Annotated in this window: 14 protein-coding genes; 6 read left to right on the forward strand and 8 right to left on the reverse strand. The window is 48.9% G+C overall.

Annotated elements, in window-relative coordinates; all coding sequences use genetic code 11:
* Nucleotides 1–5: 5 nt before the first annotated feature.
* Nucleotides 6–1,169 carry a small ribosomal subunit Rsm22 family protein gene (locus tag ELAC_RS08325; RefSeq protein ID WP_098038821.1) on the reverse strand — a complete coding sequence of 388 codons (1,164 nt, stop codon included), beginning with the start codon at nucleotides 1,167–1,169 and terminating at the stop codon, nucleotides 6–8.
* Nucleotides 1,169–1,897 (reverse strand): pseudouridine synthase, encoded by a 729-nt coding sequence (locus ELAC_RS08330; protein ID WP_098038993.1) that lies wholly within the window; start codon nucleotides 1,895–1,897, stop codon nucleotides 1,169–1,171. Before ELAC_RS08330 ends, ELAC_RS08325 begins: the two co-directional genes overlap by 1 nt.
* Before the next feature lie 571 nt (nucleotides 1,898–2,468).
* Between ELAC_RS08330 and ELAC_RS08335 the strand changes: the two genes are divergently transcribed.
* Genes ELAC_RS08335 through ELAC_RS08345 form a run of 3 tightly spaced genes read left to right on the forward strand, consistent with a single transcriptional unit; the run spans nucleotide 2,469 to nucleotide 5,106 of the window.
* The gene (locus ELAC_RS08335; protein ID WP_098038822.1) at nucleotides 2,469–3,158 is read left to right on the forward strand and encodes a 2,3-bisphosphoglycerate-dependent phosphoglycerate mutase; all 690 of its coding nucleotides are present in this window, start codon (nucleotides 2,469–2,471) and stop codon (nucleotides 3,156–3,158) included.
* Nucleotides 3,151–4,317, forward strand: a complete 1,167-nt coding sequence (locus ELAC_RS08340) for a cysteine desulfurase family protein (RefSeq protein WP_158227851.1) — start codon at nucleotides 3,151–3,153, stop codon at nucleotides 4,315–4,317. The genes ELAC_RS08335 and ELAC_RS08340 overlap by 8 nt, the downstream gene beginning before the upstream one ends.
* The gene (locus ELAC_RS08345; protein WP_098038824.1) at nucleotides 4,318–5,106 is read left to right on the forward strand and encodes a NifU family protein; all 789 of its coding nucleotides are present in this window, start codon (nucleotides 4,318–4,320) and stop codon (nucleotides 5,104–5,106) included.
* A gap of 213 nt (nucleotides 5,107–5,319) precedes the next feature.
* Here the strand turns inward: ELAC_RS08345 and ELAC_RS08350 are convergent, their stop codons facing one another.
* The gene (locus ELAC_RS08350) at nucleotides 5,320–6,066 is read right to left on the reverse strand and encodes a biotin--[acetyl-CoA-carboxylase] ligase (protein ID WP_098038825.1); all 747 of its coding nucleotides are present in this window, start codon (nucleotides 6,064–6,066) and stop codon (nucleotides 5,320–5,322) included.
* Nucleotides 6,067–6,455: 389 nt separating this feature from the next.
* On the opposite strand from ELAC_RS08350, the gene ELAC_RS08355 reads away from it, so the two are divergent.
* A complete protein-coding gene (locus ELAC_RS08355; RefSeq protein WP_098038826.1) occupies nucleotides 6,456–12,737 on the forward strand; it encodes an ankyrin repeat domain-containing protein in 6,282 nt (2,093 codons plus the stop codon).
* On the opposite strand, the gene ELAC_RS08360 is transcribed toward ELAC_RS08355, so the two are convergent.
* Complete coding sequence (locus ELAC_RS08360) at nucleotides 12,699–13,574, reverse strand: F-box protein (protein WP_098038827.1); 876 nt, start codon at nucleotides 13,572–13,574, stop codon at nucleotides 12,699–12,701. The two genes, ELAC_RS08355 and ELAC_RS08360, sit on opposite strands and share 39 nt — an antisense overlap.
* A 240-nt stretch (nucleotides 13,575–13,814) precedes the next feature.
* On the opposite strand from ELAC_RS08360, the gene ELAC_RS08365 reads away from it, so the two are divergent.
* Together ELAC_RS08365 and ELAC_RS08370 are read left to right on the forward strand one after the other, a co-directional pair.
* Nucleotides 13,815–14,951 carry an FtsW/RodA/SpoVE family cell cycle protein gene (locus ELAC_RS08365; protein WP_098038828.1) on the forward strand — a complete coding sequence of 379 codons (1,137 nt, stop codon included), beginning with the start codon at nucleotides 13,815–13,817 and terminating at the stop codon, nucleotides 14,949–14,951.
* Nucleotides 14,951–15,394, forward strand: a complete 444-nt coding sequence (locus ELAC_RS08370) for a hypothetical protein (RefSeq protein WP_098038829.1) — start codon at nucleotides 14,951–14,953, stop codon at nucleotides 15,392–15,394. The genes ELAC_RS08365 and ELAC_RS08370 overlap by 1 nt, the downstream gene beginning before the upstream one ends.
* A gap of 564 nt (nucleotides 15,395–15,958) precedes the next feature.
* Here the strand turns inward: ELAC_RS08370 and rpsJ are convergent.
* The 4 genes from rpsJ to rpsL form a co-directional block, all read right to left on the reverse strand.
* The gene (gene rpsJ / locus ELAC_RS08380; RefSeq protein WP_098038831.1) at nucleotides 15,959–16,297 is read right to left on the reverse strand and encodes a 30S ribosomal protein S10; all 339 of its coding nucleotides are present in this window, start codon (nucleotides 16,295–16,297) and stop codon (nucleotides 15,959–15,961) included.
* A 12-nt stretch (nucleotides 16,298–16,309) separates the two neighbouring features.
* Nucleotides 16,310–18,394, reverse strand: coding sequence for an elongation factor G (gene fusA, locus ELAC_RS08385; RefSeq protein WP_098038832.1), 2,085 nt, complete (start codon nucleotides 18,392–18,394; stop codon nucleotides 16,310–16,312).
* Between the two features lie 12 nt (nucleotides 18,395–18,406).
* The gene (gene rpsG / locus ELAC_RS08390; protein WP_098038833.1) at nucleotides 18,407–18,880 is read right to left on the reverse strand and encodes a 30S ribosomal protein S7; all 474 of its coding nucleotides are present in this window, start codon (nucleotides 18,878–18,880) and stop codon (nucleotides 18,407–18,409) included.
* Between the two features lie 191 nt (nucleotides 18,881–19,071).
* Nucleotides 19,072–19,443 (reverse strand): 30S ribosomal protein S12, encoded by a 372-nt coding sequence (gene rpsL / locus ELAC_RS08395; protein WP_098038834.1) that lies wholly within the window; start codon nucleotides 19,441–19,443, stop codon nucleotides 19,072–19,074.
* Nucleotides 19,444–19,486 lie beyond the last annotated feature (43 nt).

Consider the following 19,486-nt stretch of genomic DNA (forward strand, 5'->3'; position numbering starts at 1 on the left):
ACTTCTTAGGAGTGCTCTTCCCCTTCTTGCGCTAGGAGCGGTTTGGAGAGGGGGGCCGCTACTCTCAGCTTACTCATTTCGTTCAGCACAAAAGTGTTTCCCTCGACTTGCGCGCCCTGAATTTCAATGGCTTCGCCTCTTTTGATGAACTCAAAAGCCCGGGTCTCTTTAGTTGCTGTTTCCAGTGAGGAAGTAAGCTTCTTTCTTCCCCCTTTGCCGCAAAGATAGTAAGTTTTTTTACCTCTTTCCTCAAAAGGAGGGCTGATAATACGGTAGAGGTCTTTTTGTATATCGGGAAGAGAAGCCTCTTTGCTTCTCACTATCAGGTAGGACATCTTAAGGGAATTCATGTTGATGCGGCCTGAGCGCTGCGCTTCTTGGATCAGATAAGGTTTTTGCAGCTCTCTTTGGGCAAAACAGATGTTTTTATTGGCAAGGGCCGGGCATCTTCCCTGATAGATACAGGGCGCCTGGATGCTGTAGCCGCCTTCGACGATCTGGTCCCTTAACTCTAAGATCTTTTTGTTTTTCTTCTCCGTCGATCCATCCACAATCAACAGGTAGCCCTCAGGTGTTAAGGAGTTGAGCAGATCAAGGACGAGCTCCTTTCTTTTTTCGCTGTGGGCAAGGGAGTCTGACGGATAGAGGTCAAGCAAAGTGTAGCTGAGGGTAATGAGGTCGTAGCGCTTGGATCCTGTCTTGAAACGCGCAAGCTCATTGCGGATCTGGAGGGGATAGCCATAGCGGCCTGCTGCTTCTGCAGTCAGATTCAAAGCTCCCTCATTCGAACCGATGGAAGTGACGTCCAAATAGCCGTGCTTCAAGGCTGCAAAAGCGAAAGGGGATGGGCCGACGCTTAAGTCCAGCGCCGAGTATCCTGTCTTTGGGAGTTCTCCGAGCAGGTGCATCGCTTCAAGATAACGGAGCGGCCAGAAGTAGAGGAAATAGGCGCCCAAAAGGTCTCTGCTTTGCAGCGCTTGGCTTAAGGAGCCCTCCTGTTCTTTGCTCTCTGCTTCGTAAAGCGATTTTACATTGGCTACGAAGGAGCGGAATTCTCGTGTTTGCAGCTCGTCAGGAGGGCCGGAGAGCTTAAACATTTTTCTCCAGATGCCAATCAAGAGGGGCATTATCTCTTCGATGTCGGTTTCAATCCGTTTTCTCTTTGCCATTATTCCTGCCCTTTCAGCCTTTGCTGTTTCGTCCCAAACAGGCTGTTTTTTTCGCTTTCGGTCAAATTTCTGTAAACGCCTTCAGATAGGGTACCGAGGTGCAGTCCGCCGATACGGATCCGCTTTAGGTCAAATAGGTCGAGGCCTGCGTGGGCTACCATCTCCCTGACTTCGCGCTTCTTTCCTTCCATTACCGTGATCTTCAAAGTCCCTTTGCGAACTTTGGTGACTCGAACCGGCTTCAGAAGGACGCCTTCCATTTCGATGCCCTCCATCAGTGTCTTCAGGTGAACGTCGGTGATCTCCTGCCAAACCTTGGCCAGGTACTCCTTTTGAATTCCGAAGGAGGGGTGCATGACGCGGTTGGCAAAATCACCATCATTGGTCACCAGAATCAGACCGGTAGTCTCCTTATCAAGCCTTCCGACCGTGAACAGGCGCTCTCTGACGTCCTTGAAAAGGGTTAGGACGCTGTTCTGGCCGTTGGCAGGTTTTGCGCTGCAGACATAGCCTTTCGGTTTGTTGAGGAGGAAATAGTACTGTGTCTTTTTAACCCTGACACTCCGCCCGTTGACCGCGATCCTGTCGGTTTCGCTAACCCGAATGCCGGGGTTGTCCGCTACTTTTCCGTTGACCGTGACCCTGCCGGCGAAGATGAGTTCATCGCATTTTCTACGGGAGGCAACGCCGCTTTTGGCGAGCGCTAAATTTAAACGTAATGTGTCCATGAAATGAAATTTGTTATAATTTGTAATTTTAGAAAAAAATATTTTATTCGATTGAGTGTTAATATTCAATCGCAAAATCATGCTGGTTTTCCCTGTTCCCGGAGTGGGTGGTGAAGTTGCCTCACGGCATTCAAAATTTCTACTCGACAGAAGACTGAATTTGGGGGTGCGTCGCTAGGCCGGGCATGTGCTAAATCCCCAATTTCGAGACACTCTTGGTCCAAGCGGCAAAGCCCACGAGACGGCTCGATGAACGCGTGCCGAAATCAACGGTTGCCTTACAGATCAGGTCATTTTTTCAACCGATTTTCAGCTTGTCTCGGTTTAAAAAAGAGGTTATCGTAAGGGGGCGACAAGTAAGAGAGCGTGTACTGAAAGCTCATTTTAGTTTAGCGTTGGGGCTTTGTGGACAGTTTTTTAGATTAGGGGATTGTAAGTCACCTAATATTAGGTAGATGAATCGATCGGCAGTCGTTTTGTTCGTTCGCTAAAACTAAATTTTTGCAAGCCTTCGGCAAGCAAGTCATACGAGTTCAGGTTGTGGAAAGTCTCTTAAATCAGGGGGTGTTGAATGGCGCTATTAATCATGCTGCGTCATGGAGAGTCGGAGTGGAACCGGCAGAATCAGTTTACCGGCTGGGTTGATGTTCCCCTTTCATCCAAAGGAGTTGAAGAGGCCCTTAAGGCAGGAGAGCTGATCAAGGATATCCCGATTGATGTGATCTTCACTTCGACCCTGATCAGGGCGCAGATGACTCTGGCACTCGCTATGCTCAAGCATGTTGGCAAAAAGGTTCCTGTTTTCCTCCATGAAGGCGAGGGCGATTTGGAAAAGTGGGGGAAAATCTACTCGCCGCAAGCTGAAAGCCACACAATTCCGGTATACAAAAGCTGGCGTCTCAACGAGAGAATGTATGGCGAGCTGCAGGGTCTCAATAAGGCCGAGACGGCGGAGAAATTTGGAAAAGACCAGGTCAAAATCTGGAGGCGCAGCTACGCTACTCCTCCCCCATCGGGAGAGAGCCTGGAGATGACAGCGGCGAGAACCATTCCCTACTTTGAAGAGACGATAGTCCCTTTTCTGAGACAGGGGAAGAACGTATTTGTCTCAGCTCACGGCAATTCGCTGCGCTCCATCATCATGGATCTGGAGGGCTTAAGCCAAGAAGAGGTTGTCAGCTTAGAGCTCGCCACCGGATCGCCGCTTCTCTATGAATACAACGAAGGCGTTTTTACCAAAAAAGAGTTGCAAAATGGGTGAAGGGACATACCTTGACAACAGCGTGAGCGCGCAGCCTTCCAAGGAGACGATAGCCGAGATGATACCTTGGCTTGGCGAGCGCTTTGGAGCGCTCGAGTCTCCTCACCGGGTCGGTCAGGTCGGCTGGAGCGTTGTCCGTGAGAGTTTGGGCGCGATCCATGCCCTTTTGGATGCTGACAAAGAGGACTCTTTCGTCTTCACATCTTCAGGAGAAGAGGCAATCAACCAGGTGATGCTGGGGATGTTTTTTACCTATATCCAGGAGTCTGGCCGCAACCATATCATCCTCTCTTCGGCTGACGAGGTTGCGCATCTCTCTTCCATGAAGAGGATGGAGGAGCTGGGCTGCTCCTATAAAATTGTCCCTCCAGGGAGGGATGGGGCTGTTTCTGTTAAGGCTTTGGAAGCGGCGATCACTCCCCGAACGATTTTGATGTCGCTCGGTGCTGCCCACGGTCTTACCGGCGTGGTCAACCCTGTAGACGAGATTGCTTCCCTATGTCATGAAAGGGCTATCTTTTTCCATCTCGATGTGACGCACGCCATCGGCAGAGTTCCCTTGAATCTAAACCATCCTGGCCTCTCTTTTGTCACATTCAGGGGGGAGCCTCTGCACGCCCCTCAGGGGACAGGCGGTTTACTTTTGAAGAAAGCGGTCAGGACGGCACCTCTCATCTTAGGGGGAGGAGAGCAAAGCGGATTGCGCGGCGGGGCATTCAGTCTGGCACTTTTATCGGGGCTTGGGGTTGCCGCAAAGACTCTTTCTGAAGCTAAGGACTATCTGTCCACGGAAATTGCCAGGATCAGGGTCTTTTTCGAAGACGAGGTGCTAGCTTCCATACCGGGATCTGAAGTGCTATTTCTTGATACTGTCCGCCTGCCACACGTCACCACGATTGCTTTTCCCGGCGTGGCCAGTGAAGTTTTGCTCTATCACCTCAACAGTCTCGATGTTTTTGCGAGCATGGGGGGAGGGCCGTTCCTTCCCTTGAGCGCTACGCTCATAGAGAGCGGATTTCCCCCGGAGAAGGCTCTTTCTGCTTTAAGCTTCTCCTTTTCACGCTACTCGACTGAGGACGACGCTCAGGCGGCGGCTCAAGCCCTTAAGAAGTCGGTTGAAAAATTGCGCGGGCTTTCCCGCTATTTCACAGGTGTTTAGATGGCCTTACGAGCAAACGAACCCTATCCTTGGTATCGCTACAGCAAGAAAATCCAGCAGAGGATTTTAAATCCACGCTCCTGCGGTCTTTTCGATGAGAGGAGTGCATCGGAAAGGGCCTTGCGTCTTGCAGTCGGAGAGGCAGGCAGCGTCAAGGAGGGCAACGCGATCGCCCTCTTCCTCTTGGTCGATAAGCAAGACGGCCAGATTGTCGACGCCAGGTATCAGCTTTTTGGCCAGACGGCGCTCATCGGGGCCGCCGAAGCGGCTGTCGATATCATGGTGGGAAAAAACTACGATCAAGCGGGAAGGATCAGCGGAGAGCTGATCGACGCCCATTTCAGTGATAAGACCGGCGAGCCTGCCTTGCCTAACGAGGCATTGCCCTTCATTAGCCTCGTTATCGAGGCGATCCGCCAGGCGAAAGAGCGCTGCATGGATATTCCTCTTCCCGTCGGCTATACCGCTCCGCCTGTTCCTAAGGAGGCGTCTGATAGCACCGGCGAAGGATATCCCGGCTTCGAGCAACTTTCCCTTAAAGAGAAAATCTCCGTGATTGAAAAAGTGCTCGATGAGGACGTCAGGCCCTATATAGCTCTTGATGCCGGAGGTGTTGAGGTGATTAATTTTTTAAACGATCGGGAAGTGATCATCAGCTATCAGGGGGCTTGCACCTCCTGCTACTCATCGATCGGCACCACGCTCTCCTATATCCAGGATACGCTTCGCCGTAAGGTATTCAAGGGGCTGATTGTCATACCTGATGTGGACTTCATGGCTTCGAAATAGGGACTTTTTATCGCTCTTGTTCCTTTTCGTCAGCTCTTTAGGGGAGTCAATTCAGAAAACAAGATACCCGGTTAACGGGGGTCGCTTTGTCACCGGTAGGATTTAGAGAGTGGGCTGCTATTGAAATCGGATGATTTGTTTGTTGAATGGGCCTAAACCGAAAGTGTCTCAAAATTGGGGATTTCAGATACTTTCGGTGTCTGTGCTTTGGCACTACGTCAGCTTTTTACCCTTTCCTTCGATCAACTCACCGCTTTGAAACACCTTGACGTCGCCGTTTTCGAGCAGCAGTTTCAGGGATCCGTCAGCGGATATATCCATTCCCTTGCCCTCGTATAGCTTGCGGTTGCTGTCTTTGAACTGAATTTTTTGGTTCAGGATCATATTCCTTTTGAACTGATCAAGAAAATGCCCAAATCCTTTTTCAATGAAAATTTCGACGTAGGCATTAAACTGATGCGTGATCTTTTTTAAGATCTCATCGACGGAAAACTCTTTTTGAAGCTCATTCAAAAGAGAGGTTGCCGGACTGGGAATTGCGGCCAGATTCTCTTTTGGCATATTCACATTCAGCCCGAGGCCAATGGCGATGAACCGTTCGCCGCCGAAATCCAGCGTTTCGCTTAGGATGCCTCCGATTTTTTTGTTCCCGACGTAAATATCGTTGGGCCACTTAATCCGGGGCTCAAGCCCTTCTCCTTTTAAAATTTCGATCGCTGCAAGCGCGAGAATTTGTGGAAGATTAGGGATGTCCTGGCGCATGGGCAGGAATAAGCAGAAAGTGGCGTATAGGTTTAAGAAAGCGGGCGATTCCCATTTATTGGCCTGTCTGCCCCGTCCCGCTGCCTGCTCGTCGGCAGAGACCACCGTCAGTCGATTTCGTGGCAAGAGTTTAGCGTTCTGCAAAGCCCAGGTGTTAGTCGAGTAAACATTGCGAAAATGGTGAAAATCTATATCCATGGGCAATCCTTGATTGGGGCGAAGGTGATCCTATTATATGTATTCCCGACAAGGATTTCCCGCAAGAGTTTATATTCAAGATGTTTGGGTGATCTCCTGGAGATGCCGTTAAAACCGAAAGTCTCTCAAATGCTGCGCTTTCCATCGGCGTAAAGTGGCACTGTTCTTTAAGCTGCATTCCCCCTTTTTGAGATATCCCCCGCGCTCTTCATACTTCTCTTGTTCATTCTTAATCTGTTGTAACTCTTGCTTTTAATAATTCTTAATCGAATATGTTTTTTTTGAAAAAAATTGACTACTTCTAATTGTTAAAATTATAATTAGTGGTATCACTTCCTGTAAATGTATTAACTAATATTTGGTCTGATGTATGTAACCGGAGGTTTGGCATGGATGCGCATTCCGTGGGTGGCCACTACAAATTTATTCCAAGGGAATGGCAGGATCTGCTCTCTCTTCCTGACGAGGAGCTCGGCGATAGGCTGAGTGGCGAAAATCAGATCATGTGCCGTGCGGTGATCAACCATCTGTCGGAAAAGATTGAGAGTTGCGACGGCAATGACACACTGATACCGGAGGCGGTTAAAATCGTCCGCTGCCTTCCGGAGCAATACGGCAATAGCCCCGCTGTCTTAAAGGTGATCAATCACATCAGCGCGCATGGTGGTTTTTTTGTCGAAAAGGGATGGCTGGGCTCCAAGTTCGGATCGTTTCTTGGCTACTCCAAGCACGATGCCAATCAACAACTTGTCGATAAGGTCCGCATCAGTATCGAGCGAGGACACGGCGAAATGGCACTGGCTCTTCTGGAGAGTGGATTTCCGCTATCGAATCATCAAAAAAGAGAGTTCCTTCTCATTGCCTGCGAGAGAGGGGAAACAAAAATCGCTGAAAAGCTGATAGAACAGCTCTGTAAAGGTAATGCTATCGATTTCTACCTCTGGAAGATTCCGGTCGAGGCGGGAGTCGTGACGTTCGATGTTGATTTTACAGGAGGAGACTTTGAGGAAACCCCTTTGCATATCGCTTGCCGTTTTGGCCATGCCGACATCGCGATGATGCTGATCCAGGCAGGCGCCGATGTGAACGCTCTTGACTCTGATGGCGAACCGCCTTTATTTAACGCGTTCGATTCCGGTCTGGAACAAGTGGTAGCAGAACTGATCGACCGCGGTGCGGATCTTGAAATCGAAAGCGAGTATGGAGAGACCCTCTACTCGATTGTCAACGAAAAGCTTTTGGGAGCAGATCAACCCGTAGCAGCGATTGACAAGCGCCTGATGCTTCTTCTGATCGAGAGGGGTGTCGAGGCGAAAGATTTTGTACAAAGCGAGCGTTTCGAGGAGATCTTTGGAGATGTCTTGGCTGAGAGCATCGAAGAGGGAAAAACGGAGTGCGCACTTGCCTTATTGAGCAACGAATTGGCGGTAAGGCCTGATCACCTGATACTTTCTTGTCGCACTAGTAACGAAAAACTCGCGTTTGCGCTGTTAGAACATCTGAAAGATGACGATGTTCAGCCTGTGGATGAGCATGGAAATACTGCCTTGCACTGGGCTTGCAGGAATGAGCTGGGTAAACTTGCCCTGGAGCTGATTAAGAAAGGGGCGTCTTTGGAGGCAGTCAATGAGGCCGGCGACACGCCTATTCAGGAGGCCATCCGAAGTGATGTCAAAGAGGTGATCGATTATTTATCGGATCAAGGGGTGGATGTCTCCGCTATACGCTGGGAGACGGAATTGAAAGATATTTCCCGGTTGAGCAGCAGTTTTTCAAAGCGAATTTCTGAAGAACTGGGCAACAAGTCAAAAGAGTCAGAAGAGGCTAAAACGATTTTCAGACTGAGTAAAATGTTGAATAAATTCAGAAGCCAAAACGAAAAACTTCCTCCCAGCCTCCAAATCGATGAAAGGGTATTTATCTCCGCCCTCGAAAAAGAGGTGGGGACGGCGCAAAAGGGCAATTTTTTTACCGCGCTTGATGCGGCCATGCAGCAGTTGCGGAAAATCGAGCGCAGAAAGCAATTTGAAGCCTTGCCGGCTCTTTTGCGAGAGAAAGTAGGAGAGAGGTTTTCTCAAGACTGCGCAAAGTTCTGCCTGAACCCATCCCTTCCGGAAAACGAGAAATTTGCCGAGGGGGCGCTGTCGATTTTTGATCATCCCTTTTATTCAGCACCTCGGCAAGAACAGATCCAAAAGGTGCTTCAAGCCAAGGCGGAGCAATTGGGGTTGACGGAAAAGCAGTCGGTACAGCTCTTCTCAAAATTGGATTTGCCTTCTTTAAAATCAGAGGTGAGTCTCGAAGAGTTTTATGGAAGGGCGGACAGCGTACTCTCTCTTTGCCTGGGACTCTTTGAAGCACAGGATATTTTCGATACATCCAGCCAGTTTATTAAATCGATGATAGGGGAGAGGAAAGAAGCCGGCTTCTTCAGTAAAGTCGCTAACCACGCTGTCGAGAAGTGGGGACCTATACTCATTGCCAGGTGCGCAACGCAAGATCCCATGATATGGAAAGAATCTCTCGACAAACTGATGACGTTAGCCGGCAGTTTGAACTCCGATGATATCGAATTTGATGCCCGGGTCATCTCTGAGGTGATTCTGAGGCTTGGAGATGATCATGGATTCCCGGACGATGTCGGAAAGTTCAATAAACTCGTGAGCGACCCGGCCGCAAAAGCACTTCTGTCTAAAATGTGCGTAACCGAAGCAAGCAAAGAACGATACAGACTGGAGAACATGCAGCTTTGGAGGGACAGATTTGAGATAGCGGGAGAAAAAGTTGCTGCGATAGATGTGTTTTCTAAAGAATTTGAGCCCTTTTTCCAGGGTCCAGTTAATGCAAAGGAACTCAATGTGCTCTTGGATGCCGCTTCCTACGGAAACGGATACGCCTCTGCTACGGAGGTTGCTCCTGATGTATTTGCAAAGGGGTTTGTTCTCTATTATCAGAAAGCGGGCAAATTGACTAAGGTTCCTGAGCTCGAAGAGGTTATTCCTTTCTGTGATGCGATGCCTGCCCTGAAAGGTTGGGAGGATCGGGTTAAGAGAGAATGTGGCAGCGCGATTTCAGCGGAAGAGAATGAGCTTTTTTGCTCAACGCTGAAAGAAACGAATCTGCTTCCCAAGACTGCCAAAGAGGCTGAAATTATCGGAAAAACGTTCTCTTTAGCGATGGAGCTGCTTAAGAAGGGTGGATACTCACAAGCTTCCGAAGCGAAGAAGCAGGTAGCTTTGGGCTGTATCGCACTCATGCTGAAACAACGTAAGAAACAAGAGCCGCTTGATAAACCGAGCCCAGAAGCGCTTTTGGCCTCCTTTAAATCCGGTCTACCGACTCTGGAAGGCTGGGAAAAAGACCTGCTTAATTATAATGAAGATTATGGACCCTTACTCCTCGATTCTATGCGAAATCAGGGGGTGCGTGGCCCGGTTAACCAAGCCGAGCTTGAGGCGCTTCTCGATTATCCCCCTCAGATTAAAGTGTTGAGCATCAGAGGGTATTCCGAAAGTGTGGCTGTATGCGCCCTGGCGCGGTATATCGGTAATCAGTTTAGGAATGATCTGCCGTTGGAGAGACCGATCCCTGAAAAAACACTTCTTCGATTTTGCTTTGAGGCCTGTATTGAACGTGCGATTGCCAACCAGCCGAGAGAGACCATAGAGGACACTGTCGCCTTGTTCACTGCGGTCAAGGGTAAAGAGCTTGTCTTGAACAAAGAGGGGCAGAGGCGGCTTGCTTTCTTGGCAAAGAAAGTCTCTGCACCCGATTTTGCCGAGGGAAGAGCTCCCGGACACTTCCGTGTCGTCGCGAAGTTTCCGCAGATCATGAGCGCGCTTGATTTGAACCATGTAAAAAATATCAACCACTTGCCGTATGATGAGAGCCTGCTGGGCGATCTATTTGATCAGCAGGTGCTTCATGTATTTAAAAATCTAAGCATCAAAGAGCTACTTGACGCCGTATCGGTCAATCCCGATAAGGCCATCGCCTCCGTGGCGGTCCCTGCCTTGGCTGTGCTGGCGGGCGATGACAGCCCTGAGTTTAAAGAAAACATTCAAAAATTGATTCCCCTGCTCACATCCCGAAAAGAATTTAACGAAAAGATCGAAGAATTTAAGAAACTGCTTGCCAAACTGGAGATGGTCAATGCCGTGGAGTTGGATCTGGAAGTGACAACTCCTGAGGTGATAGCCGGATTGCTCTCAGGCCTCGTCGGAATGAAGACGGAAGAGATCTCTTCCCAAAAATTAGGTTCGAAGCAAACGGAGGAAGAGATTGCTTTAGTCAGACAGCTCTTCAGAACCTTGGGTGGAATGATATTCGATGCTGATCAGGACAGCTCAGAGGGCGCGGGAACTACGGGAAAGTTTTTTCTTAAAATGGCGCTCTCTACCGTCGCCACATCACAATCGAAGTTGTCTCAGGTATTAGGCAGCAGCGCTCTGCAATATGGCGTCTCCGGAGCTGGATTCGCCATGGAAAAATGGGGGAATTTGAAATCGTATGTCACGGGAGATGACAGCTCAAAAGTCGATCCGGATCTTATGAGAGCAATGCCCCTCTTGGTTCCGATCATGCAAAAAGTGGCTGTCCACCTGCTTGATAAAATCCAAATCGACGGAAAGCAGGAGCTTATCAATTATTGGATCAACCTCGAAACGGAGTCGACGATTGATCAGGAGATGCAGAACAAAGGTGCAGCTGCGGAAGAATCTAAACGGGTAAAACAGAAGAAGAAAAAAGAGCTTGTCATGATGCTGTACCAGTCGGGAGAAGTGCTTCTCAAAGAATGTCAAAATACACTTCCAGGGTTATTTGAAGGGGTATTACAAGGTGTTAAATCCATTCCCCAATCTGCGCTTCCGAAGAGGCAGGTGGAGATGTCTTTGACAGCCTCTGAGGAGGCTTCAGAGGAGGGGGTTGCTTGGGAGGATCAAGCGCCGAAGGAGAGAGAAAAAGCTTTCTCCAATGAGTTGGTGCGAGTTGTTGCGGGTTTATATCGTACGGCCGAGGATGATTTCATTATTAATAAAATCATTCCCCTTCTCAGCGCCGAGATGGGAAGAACAATACTGCAGACACGCACTCTTACCTCTAAGGAGATTTCAGAGATAAAGAAAATTGTCGGTATAGGATATAAGCTATACCAGGAACATCAGTACAGTCCGCAAGAGATTGCGATAGCTTGTTGCCGCTTCTGTGAAGACAGGCTCAAACAGGAAAAACCGATAGAAGCCGGCTATACAATCCTGATTGAAGAAAAAGAAAGACAGGCTCTTTTACCCTACATCTTCGATGCAGCCGTAGAGCTTCTTGCAGAGGAGATCCTCTCCAATACATCTAGAATCGATGAGAGCACCCGTCAGCCGGAGGAGCATTTAAAGCAGAAGATCCAGCTCTATCTCAATCATGAGTGTATCAAAGGCTGCTCTGTACCTTTAACGAAGCAAGGGCGAAAGTCCCTTGAAGAACTGATCAAAGCCTTCCTCAATCCGCAGTTCTCTTTGGGAAAAAATCTGCTGGATCCCCTGGTTGTCGAACGGATGCCGCTCATGCTGCAGAGTGCTAAGCTGAGTAGCGTTCAGGAGGTCAATCAAGCCCGTCCAGAGCAAATTCTGAAGGCTATGATCGTAGAATCCGATGTGTGCATGAAGAAAATCAATATCGGCACTCTGCTTGAAGTCGTTAAACAAAAACCTGCTGAGCTGATGTGCGCTCTTTCCAATCCACTGCTCGACGTCCTGATGGAAGGAGCAAGTTTTGAAGATGAGCAGCAAGCCAAACAGATGGCGATAAAGCTTTTGACAACCTTCAATGAGACATCTTTCGCAAAATCCCTGATGACACAACTGGAAGCGCAGCTAGGTAAATTCGATTTCAAGGGGGTCAGCTTTGAGCTTAGCCTTTCTCTGTCGCAACTTTTGGAAGGCTTAAGCCAAGACACTAAGCTTCTAAAGAGGGATCTGGAAAGTGGAGAGGTGCCTACGGTGGAAGCGGCTGAGGAGTATGGTCTAATAGCCCCGCAGCTGCTCAACTTCGCCCGCCATGTCAGTGCAGTTCAGAAAGAGAGAAGAATACCGGTCGACGTCCGGGATAAGGAACTCTCCCAGTCCCCTCTGATGACAATGCTGGATGAGGCAAAACCTGTTGCCGGGATATTTTCGTCAGAAAGAGGAGTTGAAGAGGATAAGGGAGCGTTTGGCCAAGTCAAGAAGGGGGTCATCTCGTCGATTACCGAAACAGCGAAATTCATCGTCACCGGCCAATCGGTGATTAAGTTGATCGTTGGTAAGATTGTTGAAGCTAAAATTGAAGATGAGGTGAAGAGGCTGAGAGAAGAAGGGACGAGAGGACCTTTAACAAACGAGCAGCAAGATCAGTTGAAATTTTATCTTATTCTTTTAAGCGATATGAAACCGATAGTGGAAGCGGTCAGCAACATTGCTGCCAAAGCCCTGGTGCGCCACGATCTTTCCCTCCATACTGGGCTTGTAGGTTATATGGCGGCGCTTTCTGAGAATCCACAGATGGATGTCGACGAGAGAATACTGACTGAACATGTGATCGTCAGCGTGGAGGGGCTGCTTAGCGAGGTAGATCTCTATCGAGATTTGATACCGGGACTTTTAGGCGCGATTGCCAGTTCCCAGAAGCTGGCTTCTTAGTGCCGGCGTGATCAGGGACCTTTTGCTCTCTGCGTAATTCGTAAGGGCGGAGACTTCTTCCACCGGGAATCTGGGGTTCCTCTCAAGAAGTTCAAGGGCGGTCTTTCCTTTTTTATCTTCTACGCTAACATCCAGGCCATGATCGATCATATTTTTTATCAACTGGACAATCGAGTCGCGGTTTAACGTCATATAGCTCATTCCCATATCAACCAAGGTAAAGAGTGCGGTCGGGTATTTGTCGGCGTGTTTTTCAGATAAGCTTAAATTCGGGTCAAAGCCTGCGGCTAGCAAGTGATTGGCCTCTTCGATATCCTTATCGTTTGCGAGGTGGGTGAATTTGTAGCAGGCGATCTTTTCAGGCTGGTTGAAAAAGGTGGCTTGGTTGACCACATTGCTGATTTTCTCGGCTTTCCAAGAGAGGGAGTGATCGGATTTGAGCTCTTCGATGAGTGACGTGGGGAAAAGGGGGGCTCCTCCCTCTGGACTCCACAGATAGACATGGATTTTGAGATCGGGATTATTCAAGACAAAATTGACTCGGGTATCCAATTCTTTGATGTAGATTTTTGTTTTTTCTTGCAGGCTGACATTTTGAAGCTGTTTTATCCTTGCCGGAAGCAGGCTCTCGATATGGTTTTGCAAATTGGCGTTTTTCTTAACAACTGTGGCCCATTGCTTGCAGACTTGTGGAAGGGTTGGCAGGTCTTCCAAGTCAAGAAAAGAGAATAGATAAGCTAGTGAGTCTCCATCCAGACCGTTTTTTTCAGAGGGCGGTGAAGGAATAGACGGGGTTGTCAATTGAGCTGCCCCTGCTAGATGGGATGACACGGTCATAAATTATTCTCCTGGATTAGGAAAGGAATTACAGTTGTATAATTCTAATTAATTTGTTTGTTTTTTGTAAATTAATATTAATAATTGTTTTTTAATTACGGGAGCGCAGGGGGTAGCACTAGCTTTTTCCTAAAGTGAGATTTTTAAGCTCTCGGAAGCTTCTGTATCAAACTTTTGATTTACCGCTCCCGTAATTTCCTTTAAACTACAGGGCATTTGCGACGCTCCTAAAGGTTTTGCATGTGGTGGAATCCTAAGCTTCTGATGAGGCTCGATTTTCGAGTGATACCGATCATATTTGCCCTGATGCTAATCAGCCTCTTGGTGATTTCCTCCTATTCGGAACCTTTGAATATGGAAGGAGAGTCCCACTTTTTTACCACGACCGTTCTGGTGCAGATCCAGTGGTTTGCTATCGGATGGCTGCTCTTTTTATTCTTTGCTGGATTCGACTACAACAAACTCAGGGAGTGGACCTGGTTTCTTTATGCGCTCATGATCGTCCTGCTCGTAGGTCTTTTTTTTACCGATCCCATTCAGCGGGTGCACAGGTGGTATAAAGTTCCCTTCATCGGCGCCAGCCTTCAGCCTTCGGAGTATGCTAAGATAGCTGTCGTAATCACCTTAAGCTGGTTTCTCGAAAGAAAAAAGCATGTCTCCGATCACCTTTCCACGGCCTTCCAGGCCTTTGTCATTACAGGTATCCCGTTTTTACTGATTTTCAAACAGCCTGATCTTGGAACCGCGCTGGTTCTGTTCCCTATCACTCTTGTCATGTTCTATTTTGGAGGCGCCCATCCCTTTCTTGTGCGGGTGATGTCCTATTTAGGGTTGGTTGGGGTTCTGATCATTGCGGTTATTTTTTTAAATATCGTCCCGCATCAAACGATCAAGCCCTACGCACTGAATTTTTTGAAAGAGTATCAGTTCGACAGGCTCGACCCCAACACTCCTCACCAAAAAGCGGCGCAAACAGCGATTGCCGTCGGAGGGGTTTTTGGCACGGGTTTTAAAAAGAGCGAATTTGTCAAAGGGGGTTGGTTGCCGGCGCCTTTTACTGACTCTGTTTTCCCAGCTTTTGGCGAAGAATTCGGGCTACTTGGGCTTTTACTCATCCTTGCGCTTCTTTTTGCTTTGATCTATTGTTCCTTTCAGGTCTCGGCAGTCGCCAAGGATCACTTTGGAAGGCTGTTGTCTGCCGGTATCGCCGTCTTGATTGCCATGCATGTGATTGTTAACATCGGCATGATGTCGGGATTTTTGCCGATCACAGGCGTTCCGCTGACGCTTATCACTTACGGGGGCTCATCAGTCCTCTCGACCATGACAGCGCTTGGGGTATTGCAAAGCGTATATAGCAGGAGGTTCATGTTCTGATGGATAATCAAAAAGGGCACGATTTCTTTTTTCACGAAGGGACATGGCTTGGCGAGGGACGGGTTCAGTTCAGCGGATCGGCTGACGAAATTAAGTTCTACACCAAATGGCAGGTTGGCAGCGAGAAAAATGGAGCGATTGTTTTAAAGCAGCTTGTCGAAATGCAGGGCATCAATGAAAAGATGTTAAACACCTACACGCTCCAGTCGATCCAAAACGAGAAATTCGAGATCAGCTTGACCAATGACCTTTTGCAAGACGTCAGGGGGAAAGGTGTTTATGACACGGGCAAGATCGCCTGGGAGTTCACTTCGAAAGGTATTTTCGAGGGGTTCGAGATTTTTGAGAAAAAAGCCGACGGAACCTATCAGTTCCATGCCGAATACTCGACAGAAGACCTCTTCAGGACTGTCATTGATGGAGTCCTCTGGAAAAAATTTTAATCTAGGGCGAGAGTTTATCTAAAGTGCCTTAAAACTTAGTCTGGGCAGAGAGAGCTCCCCCAGATTGAAACATTGCAAGCCGCCCGATGTTAGAAATATGAGGCGACTTGCAATGTCTCGATCCTTACGGCTCTCGATTTCCTAAAAAGTCAAATTTTAAGGAGCTTGCGGCATATAGCGGGCGCCTTTCGGGTGCATGTTTGGTGCTTTCCACCCTTTGCATGGTGGTGTCTAAAAAGCCGAAAAGCCGCAAGAGCAGATACTAGATCCGACAATTGGAGCGAGCGCTCCCTCAGAATTTGTGCCATCCGGTCGTCGATGATCCCGAAAAGATAGATTTCATCCTCGGGCAGAGATCTTTTAGCATCCAAAAGTTTCGCGGTATAAGCATCTTGATGAGAAAGTCATGGATATTTTGCTCCCTGAATGGATACCGAATTTTGAGACGCGTTCGGTATATCTTGCATAATGCAAGGCGAAGCCAAATGTCAATGCTGCAGGAAGTTGTTGAAACGGGAGGGAAAAAAAAGGGGCTTTAAAAAGCCCCTTTTTAGAATCTAAGCTTTACGCTTTGATTTTGATATCTACACCGGCAGGAAGAGTGAGCGTTTTTAACGCATCGATTGTCTTCGCTGTGGGGTTTAAGATGTCGATTAGCCTTTTGTGAGTTCTGATCTCATACTGGTCGCGCGACTTTTTGTCGACGTGCGGCGATCTGAGAACTGTGAACTTCTCACAGCGGGTCGGCAAAGGGATCGGGCCTGCTACTGCAGCGCCTGTTCTCTTTGCTGTTTCAACGATATCTTCTGTAGAGCGGTCAAGAAGTCTTTGATCGTAGCCTTTAAGGCGGATGCGGATCTTCTGCCTGCTCTGCTTGGGAGTTGCTTTATCTTGTTTAACCATGTTGTCAAAACCTTATTTCTTGGTAATTTCTTCCTGGATTTTCGCAGGTACGGGTGCGAAATGGCTTGGCTGCATCACAAAGGAGGCGCGTCCCGAAGAGAGCGATCTCAATTGTGTGGAGTAGCCGAACATCTCGGAGAGCGGTACTTCTGCGTGGACAAGCACAGCACCCTTCAAGTTTTCCTGGCCGACGATCTGGCCGCGGCGGCGGTTCAAGTCGCCGATCACATCTCCCATCGCAGAGTCAGGAGTTGTGGCGTCGACTTTCATGATCGGCTCAAGCAGGATCGGAGCGCATTTTTTCGCTGCGTCCTTGATGGCCATCGATCCGCAGATCTTAAATGCCATTTCGTTCGAGTCGACATCGTGGTAGGAACCAAAAACGATATCAACAACGACGTCTACAAGGTTGAAGCCGGCAAGAACGCCTGTGGAAAGACCCTCTTCGATCCCTTTGATAACCGCAGGGATGTATTCTCTTGGGATCACACCACCGACAATCTTGTTGTTGATCTCGTTGCCCTTACCTTTTTCGTTCGGGCGAATATCGATTTCAACGTGGGCGTATTGTCCGCGTCCGCCAGACTGTTTGACAAACTTGGTTTGCGATGAGCCGGGCTTGGTGATGGTCTCTTTGTAGGCAACCTGAGGTTTACCGACGTTGGCCTCAACGCTGAACTCTCTCTTCATCCTGTCGTGCAGGATTTCGAGGTGAAGTTCGCCCATCCCCTTGATGATCGTCTGTCCTGTTTCTTCGTTGGTTGAAACGCGGAAAGTAGGATCTTCTTCGGAGAGGGAGGAGAGGGCCATCGACAGCTTTTCACGGTCTGCCTTGGACTTCGGTTCGATCGCCATTTCGATAACGGGCTCAGGGAACTCCATTTTCTCAAGGAGAAGAGGAGTGCTCGGATCGCACAGGGTATCTCCTGTTGTCGTTCCTTTAAGACCGATGCAAGCAGCGATGTCGCCGGTGTAAAACGCATCCCTTTCCTTACGCTGGTTAGCGTGCATCTCGATAAGACGGGATATACGCTCTTTGTTATCTTTCGTCGTATTGATGACGGTGCTACCCTTTTCAAGGGTTCCAGAGTAGAGGCGGATGTAGGTAAGACGGCCGACGTACGGGTCTGTCATTACTTTGAAGGCCAGAGCTGCAAAAGGAGCTGTGTCTTCAGGTTTGACGAAGACGTGCTGGTCTGTCTTCAAGTCGATCGCTTTAACAGGCTTTCTGTCGAGCGGCGAAGGAAGCCAGTTGACGACCGCGTCCAGGATCTGCTGCACACCTTTGTTTTTAAAGGCAGCGCCGCAAAGGACTGCGTTCATCTTGTTTTCGCAGACGCCTTTTCTGATGGCTGCGATGACTTCTTCTTCCGTGAGTGTCTCCGGCGCTTCGAGAACCTTCATCATGAACTCGTCGCTCTCTGCGATCGTCGCCAGTTCTTCGAGCAGGCTTGCTCTGTATTCTTCAGCGAGTTCTTTCATGTCATCTGGAATTTCAGTAACTGAAAACTTCTCGTTTTTGGACTCTTCGTCGAACATGATGGCTTTCATCGAAACTAAGTCTACCAAGCCGATGAAATCCGCTTCGGCTCCGATGGGGAGCTGAACGGGGATGGCGTTGGCGTGCAGTTTCTCTTTCATCGAGTTGACGGCGGATAAGAAGTCGGCTCCTGTACGGTCCATCTTGTTGACGAATGCGATACGGGGTACGCCGTATTTATCTGCCTGACGCCATACGGTCTCGGACTGTGGCTCGACGCCTGAAACAGCGCAGAATACCGCTACAGCACCATCAAGAACGCGCAGGGATCTTTCCACTTCGATTGTGAAGTCGACGTGACCTGGGGTGTCGATGAGGTTGATCTTGCAGTCTTTCCAGAATACAGTAGTCGCAGCGGATGTGATCGTGATACCACGCTCCCTTTCCTGCTCCATCCAGTCCATCGTCGCGCCGCCTTCGTGCACCTCGCCGATTTTGTGTGAACGGCCGGAGTAGTAAAGGATCCTTTCGCTCGTCGTTGTCTTACCGGCATCGATGTGGGCCATGATACCGATATTACGTACTTTGTTAAGCTTTTCGTTAGCAGGTCTTGACATATGAATTCTCCCTTACCATTTGTAATGGGCGAAAGCTTTGTTTGCTTCGGCCATGCGGTGAGTATCATCTTTCTTCTTGATTGTCGTTCCCTGGTTGTTGAAGCAGTCAGAAAGCTCCGCGGCAAGCCTTTCGTCCATAGCGCGGCCGGCTTTAGCTCTGGAGTGCTGAATGATCCATCCCATCGCCATCGAAATTCTTCTGTTGGCGGGGATTTCAATGGGCACCTGGTATGTGGCGCCGCCGATACGTCTCGATTTAACTTCGAGCGCCGGCTTTGCGTTTTCAAGAGCCTGCTCAAATGCGGCAAGAGGATCTTCCGCTTTGACTCTTTTTGCGAATTTTTCGAGCGCGTCATACACGATGCGCTGGGCAACGGATTTTTTTCCGTCGTACATGATTTTGTTTACGAATTTCGCGAGAAGGCAGCTCTGATACACTGGATCAGGAGCTGTTTGCCTCTTCTCGGCGCGTCTTCTTCTTGACATAGGTGTTTACTCCTCATAATTTCTAGATGTTTACGGCTCATCTTTAAGCCGCTCTATTCGTATTAGAGGAAGATTCCAACCCCGTTCACCCGGCATATGGGCATATGCCTGCGCGTGATGAGTGCTTTTAGCTTAACTTACAGCCCAAGCACCGATCGCGGGCCAGGAGGCACATAGGGTGCTTCCTAGCGTTACTTAGGCTTTTTAGCCCCGTATTTGGATCTTCCTTGTTTTCTGTCTTTTACAGCTGCGCAGTCTAGGCTTCCGCGGACGATGTGGTATCTCACACCGGGAAGGTCTTTTACCCTGCCGCCTCTTACTAAGACGATGCTGTGTTCCTGAAGGTTGTGTCCTTCGCCGCCAATGTAGGCGATGACTTCTTGTCCTGTCGACAGACGGACCCATGCTACTTTACGGAGCGCGGAGTTCGGCTTTTTCGGCGTTTTGGTCTTTACCTGGAGGCAAACACCGCGGCGCTGAGGACATTTCTTCAGAGCTGGCGACTTGCTGCGGCGCTTTTTGCTGACTCGCTCAGTGCGCACGAGTTGGTTGATTGTCGGCATTGATGCCAATCTCCTTGTTTTGTTGGTTCAGAGAATCGTCGTC

Source organism: Estrella lausannensis (genome assembly GCF_900000175.1).
In the GTDB taxonomy this organism is placed as follows: Bacteria; Chlamydiota; Chlamydiia; order Chlamydiales; family Criblamydiaceae; genus Estrella; species Estrella lausannensis.

Excerpts from the sequence above, each read along its gene's own strand:
- ELAC_RS08340 (WP_158227851.1), top strand. The coding sequence starts at position 3,151 with ATGGGTGAAGGGACATACCTTGACAACAGCGTGAGCGCGCAGCCTTCC.
- fusA (WP_098038832.1), bottom strand. The coding sequence starts at position 18,394 with ATGTCAAGACCTGCTAACGAAAAGCTTAACAAAGTACGTAATATCGGT.
- ELAC_RS08365 (WP_098038828.1), top strand. The coding sequence starts at position 13,815 with ATGTGGTGGAATCCTAAGCTTCTGATGAGGCTCGATTTTCGAGTGATA.
- ELAC_RS08330 (WP_098038993.1), bottom strand. The coding sequence starts at position 1,897 with ATGGACACATTACGTTTAAATTTAGCGCTCGCCAAAAGCGGCGTTGCC.
- ELAC_RS08335 (WP_098038822.1), top strand. The coding sequence starts at position 2,469 with ATGGCGCTATTAATCATGCTGCGTCATGGAGAGTCGGAGTGGAACCGG.
- ELAC_RS08355 (WP_098038826.1), top strand. The coding sequence starts at position 6,456 with ATGGATGCGCATTCCGTGGGTGGCCACTACAAATTTATTCCAAGGGAA.
- ELAC_RS08370 (WP_098038829.1), top strand. The coding sequence starts at position 14,951 with ATGGATAATCAAAAAGGGCACGATTTCTTTTTTCACGAAGGGACATGG.
- ELAC_RS08345 (WP_098038824.1), top strand. The coding sequence starts at position 4,318 with ATGGCCTTACGAGCAAACGAACCCTATCCTTGGTATCGCTACAGCAAG.
- ELAC_RS08360 (WP_098038827.1), bottom strand. The coding sequence starts at position 13,574 with ATGACCGTGTCATCCCATCTAGCAGGGGCAGCTCAATTGACAACCCCG.
- rpsL (WP_098038834.1), bottom strand. The coding sequence starts at position 19,443 with ATGCCGACAATCAACCAACTCGTGCGCACTGAGCGAGTCAGCAAAAAG.
- ELAC_RS08325 (WP_098038821.1), bottom strand. The coding sequence starts at position 1,169 with ATGGCAAAGAGAAAACGGATTGAAACCGACATCGAAGAGATAATGCCC.
- ELAC_RS08350 (WP_098038825.1), bottom strand. The coding sequence starts at position 6,066 with ATGGATATAGATTTTCACCATTTTCGCAATGTTTACTCGACTAACACC.
- rpsG (WP_098038833.1), bottom strand. The coding sequence starts at position 18,880 with ATGTCAAGAAGAAGACGCGCCGAGAAGAGGCAAACAGCTCCTGATCCA.
- rpsJ (WP_098038831.1), bottom strand. The coding sequence starts at position 16,297 with ATGGTTAAACAAGATAAAGCAACTCCCAAGCAGAGCAGGCAGAAGATC.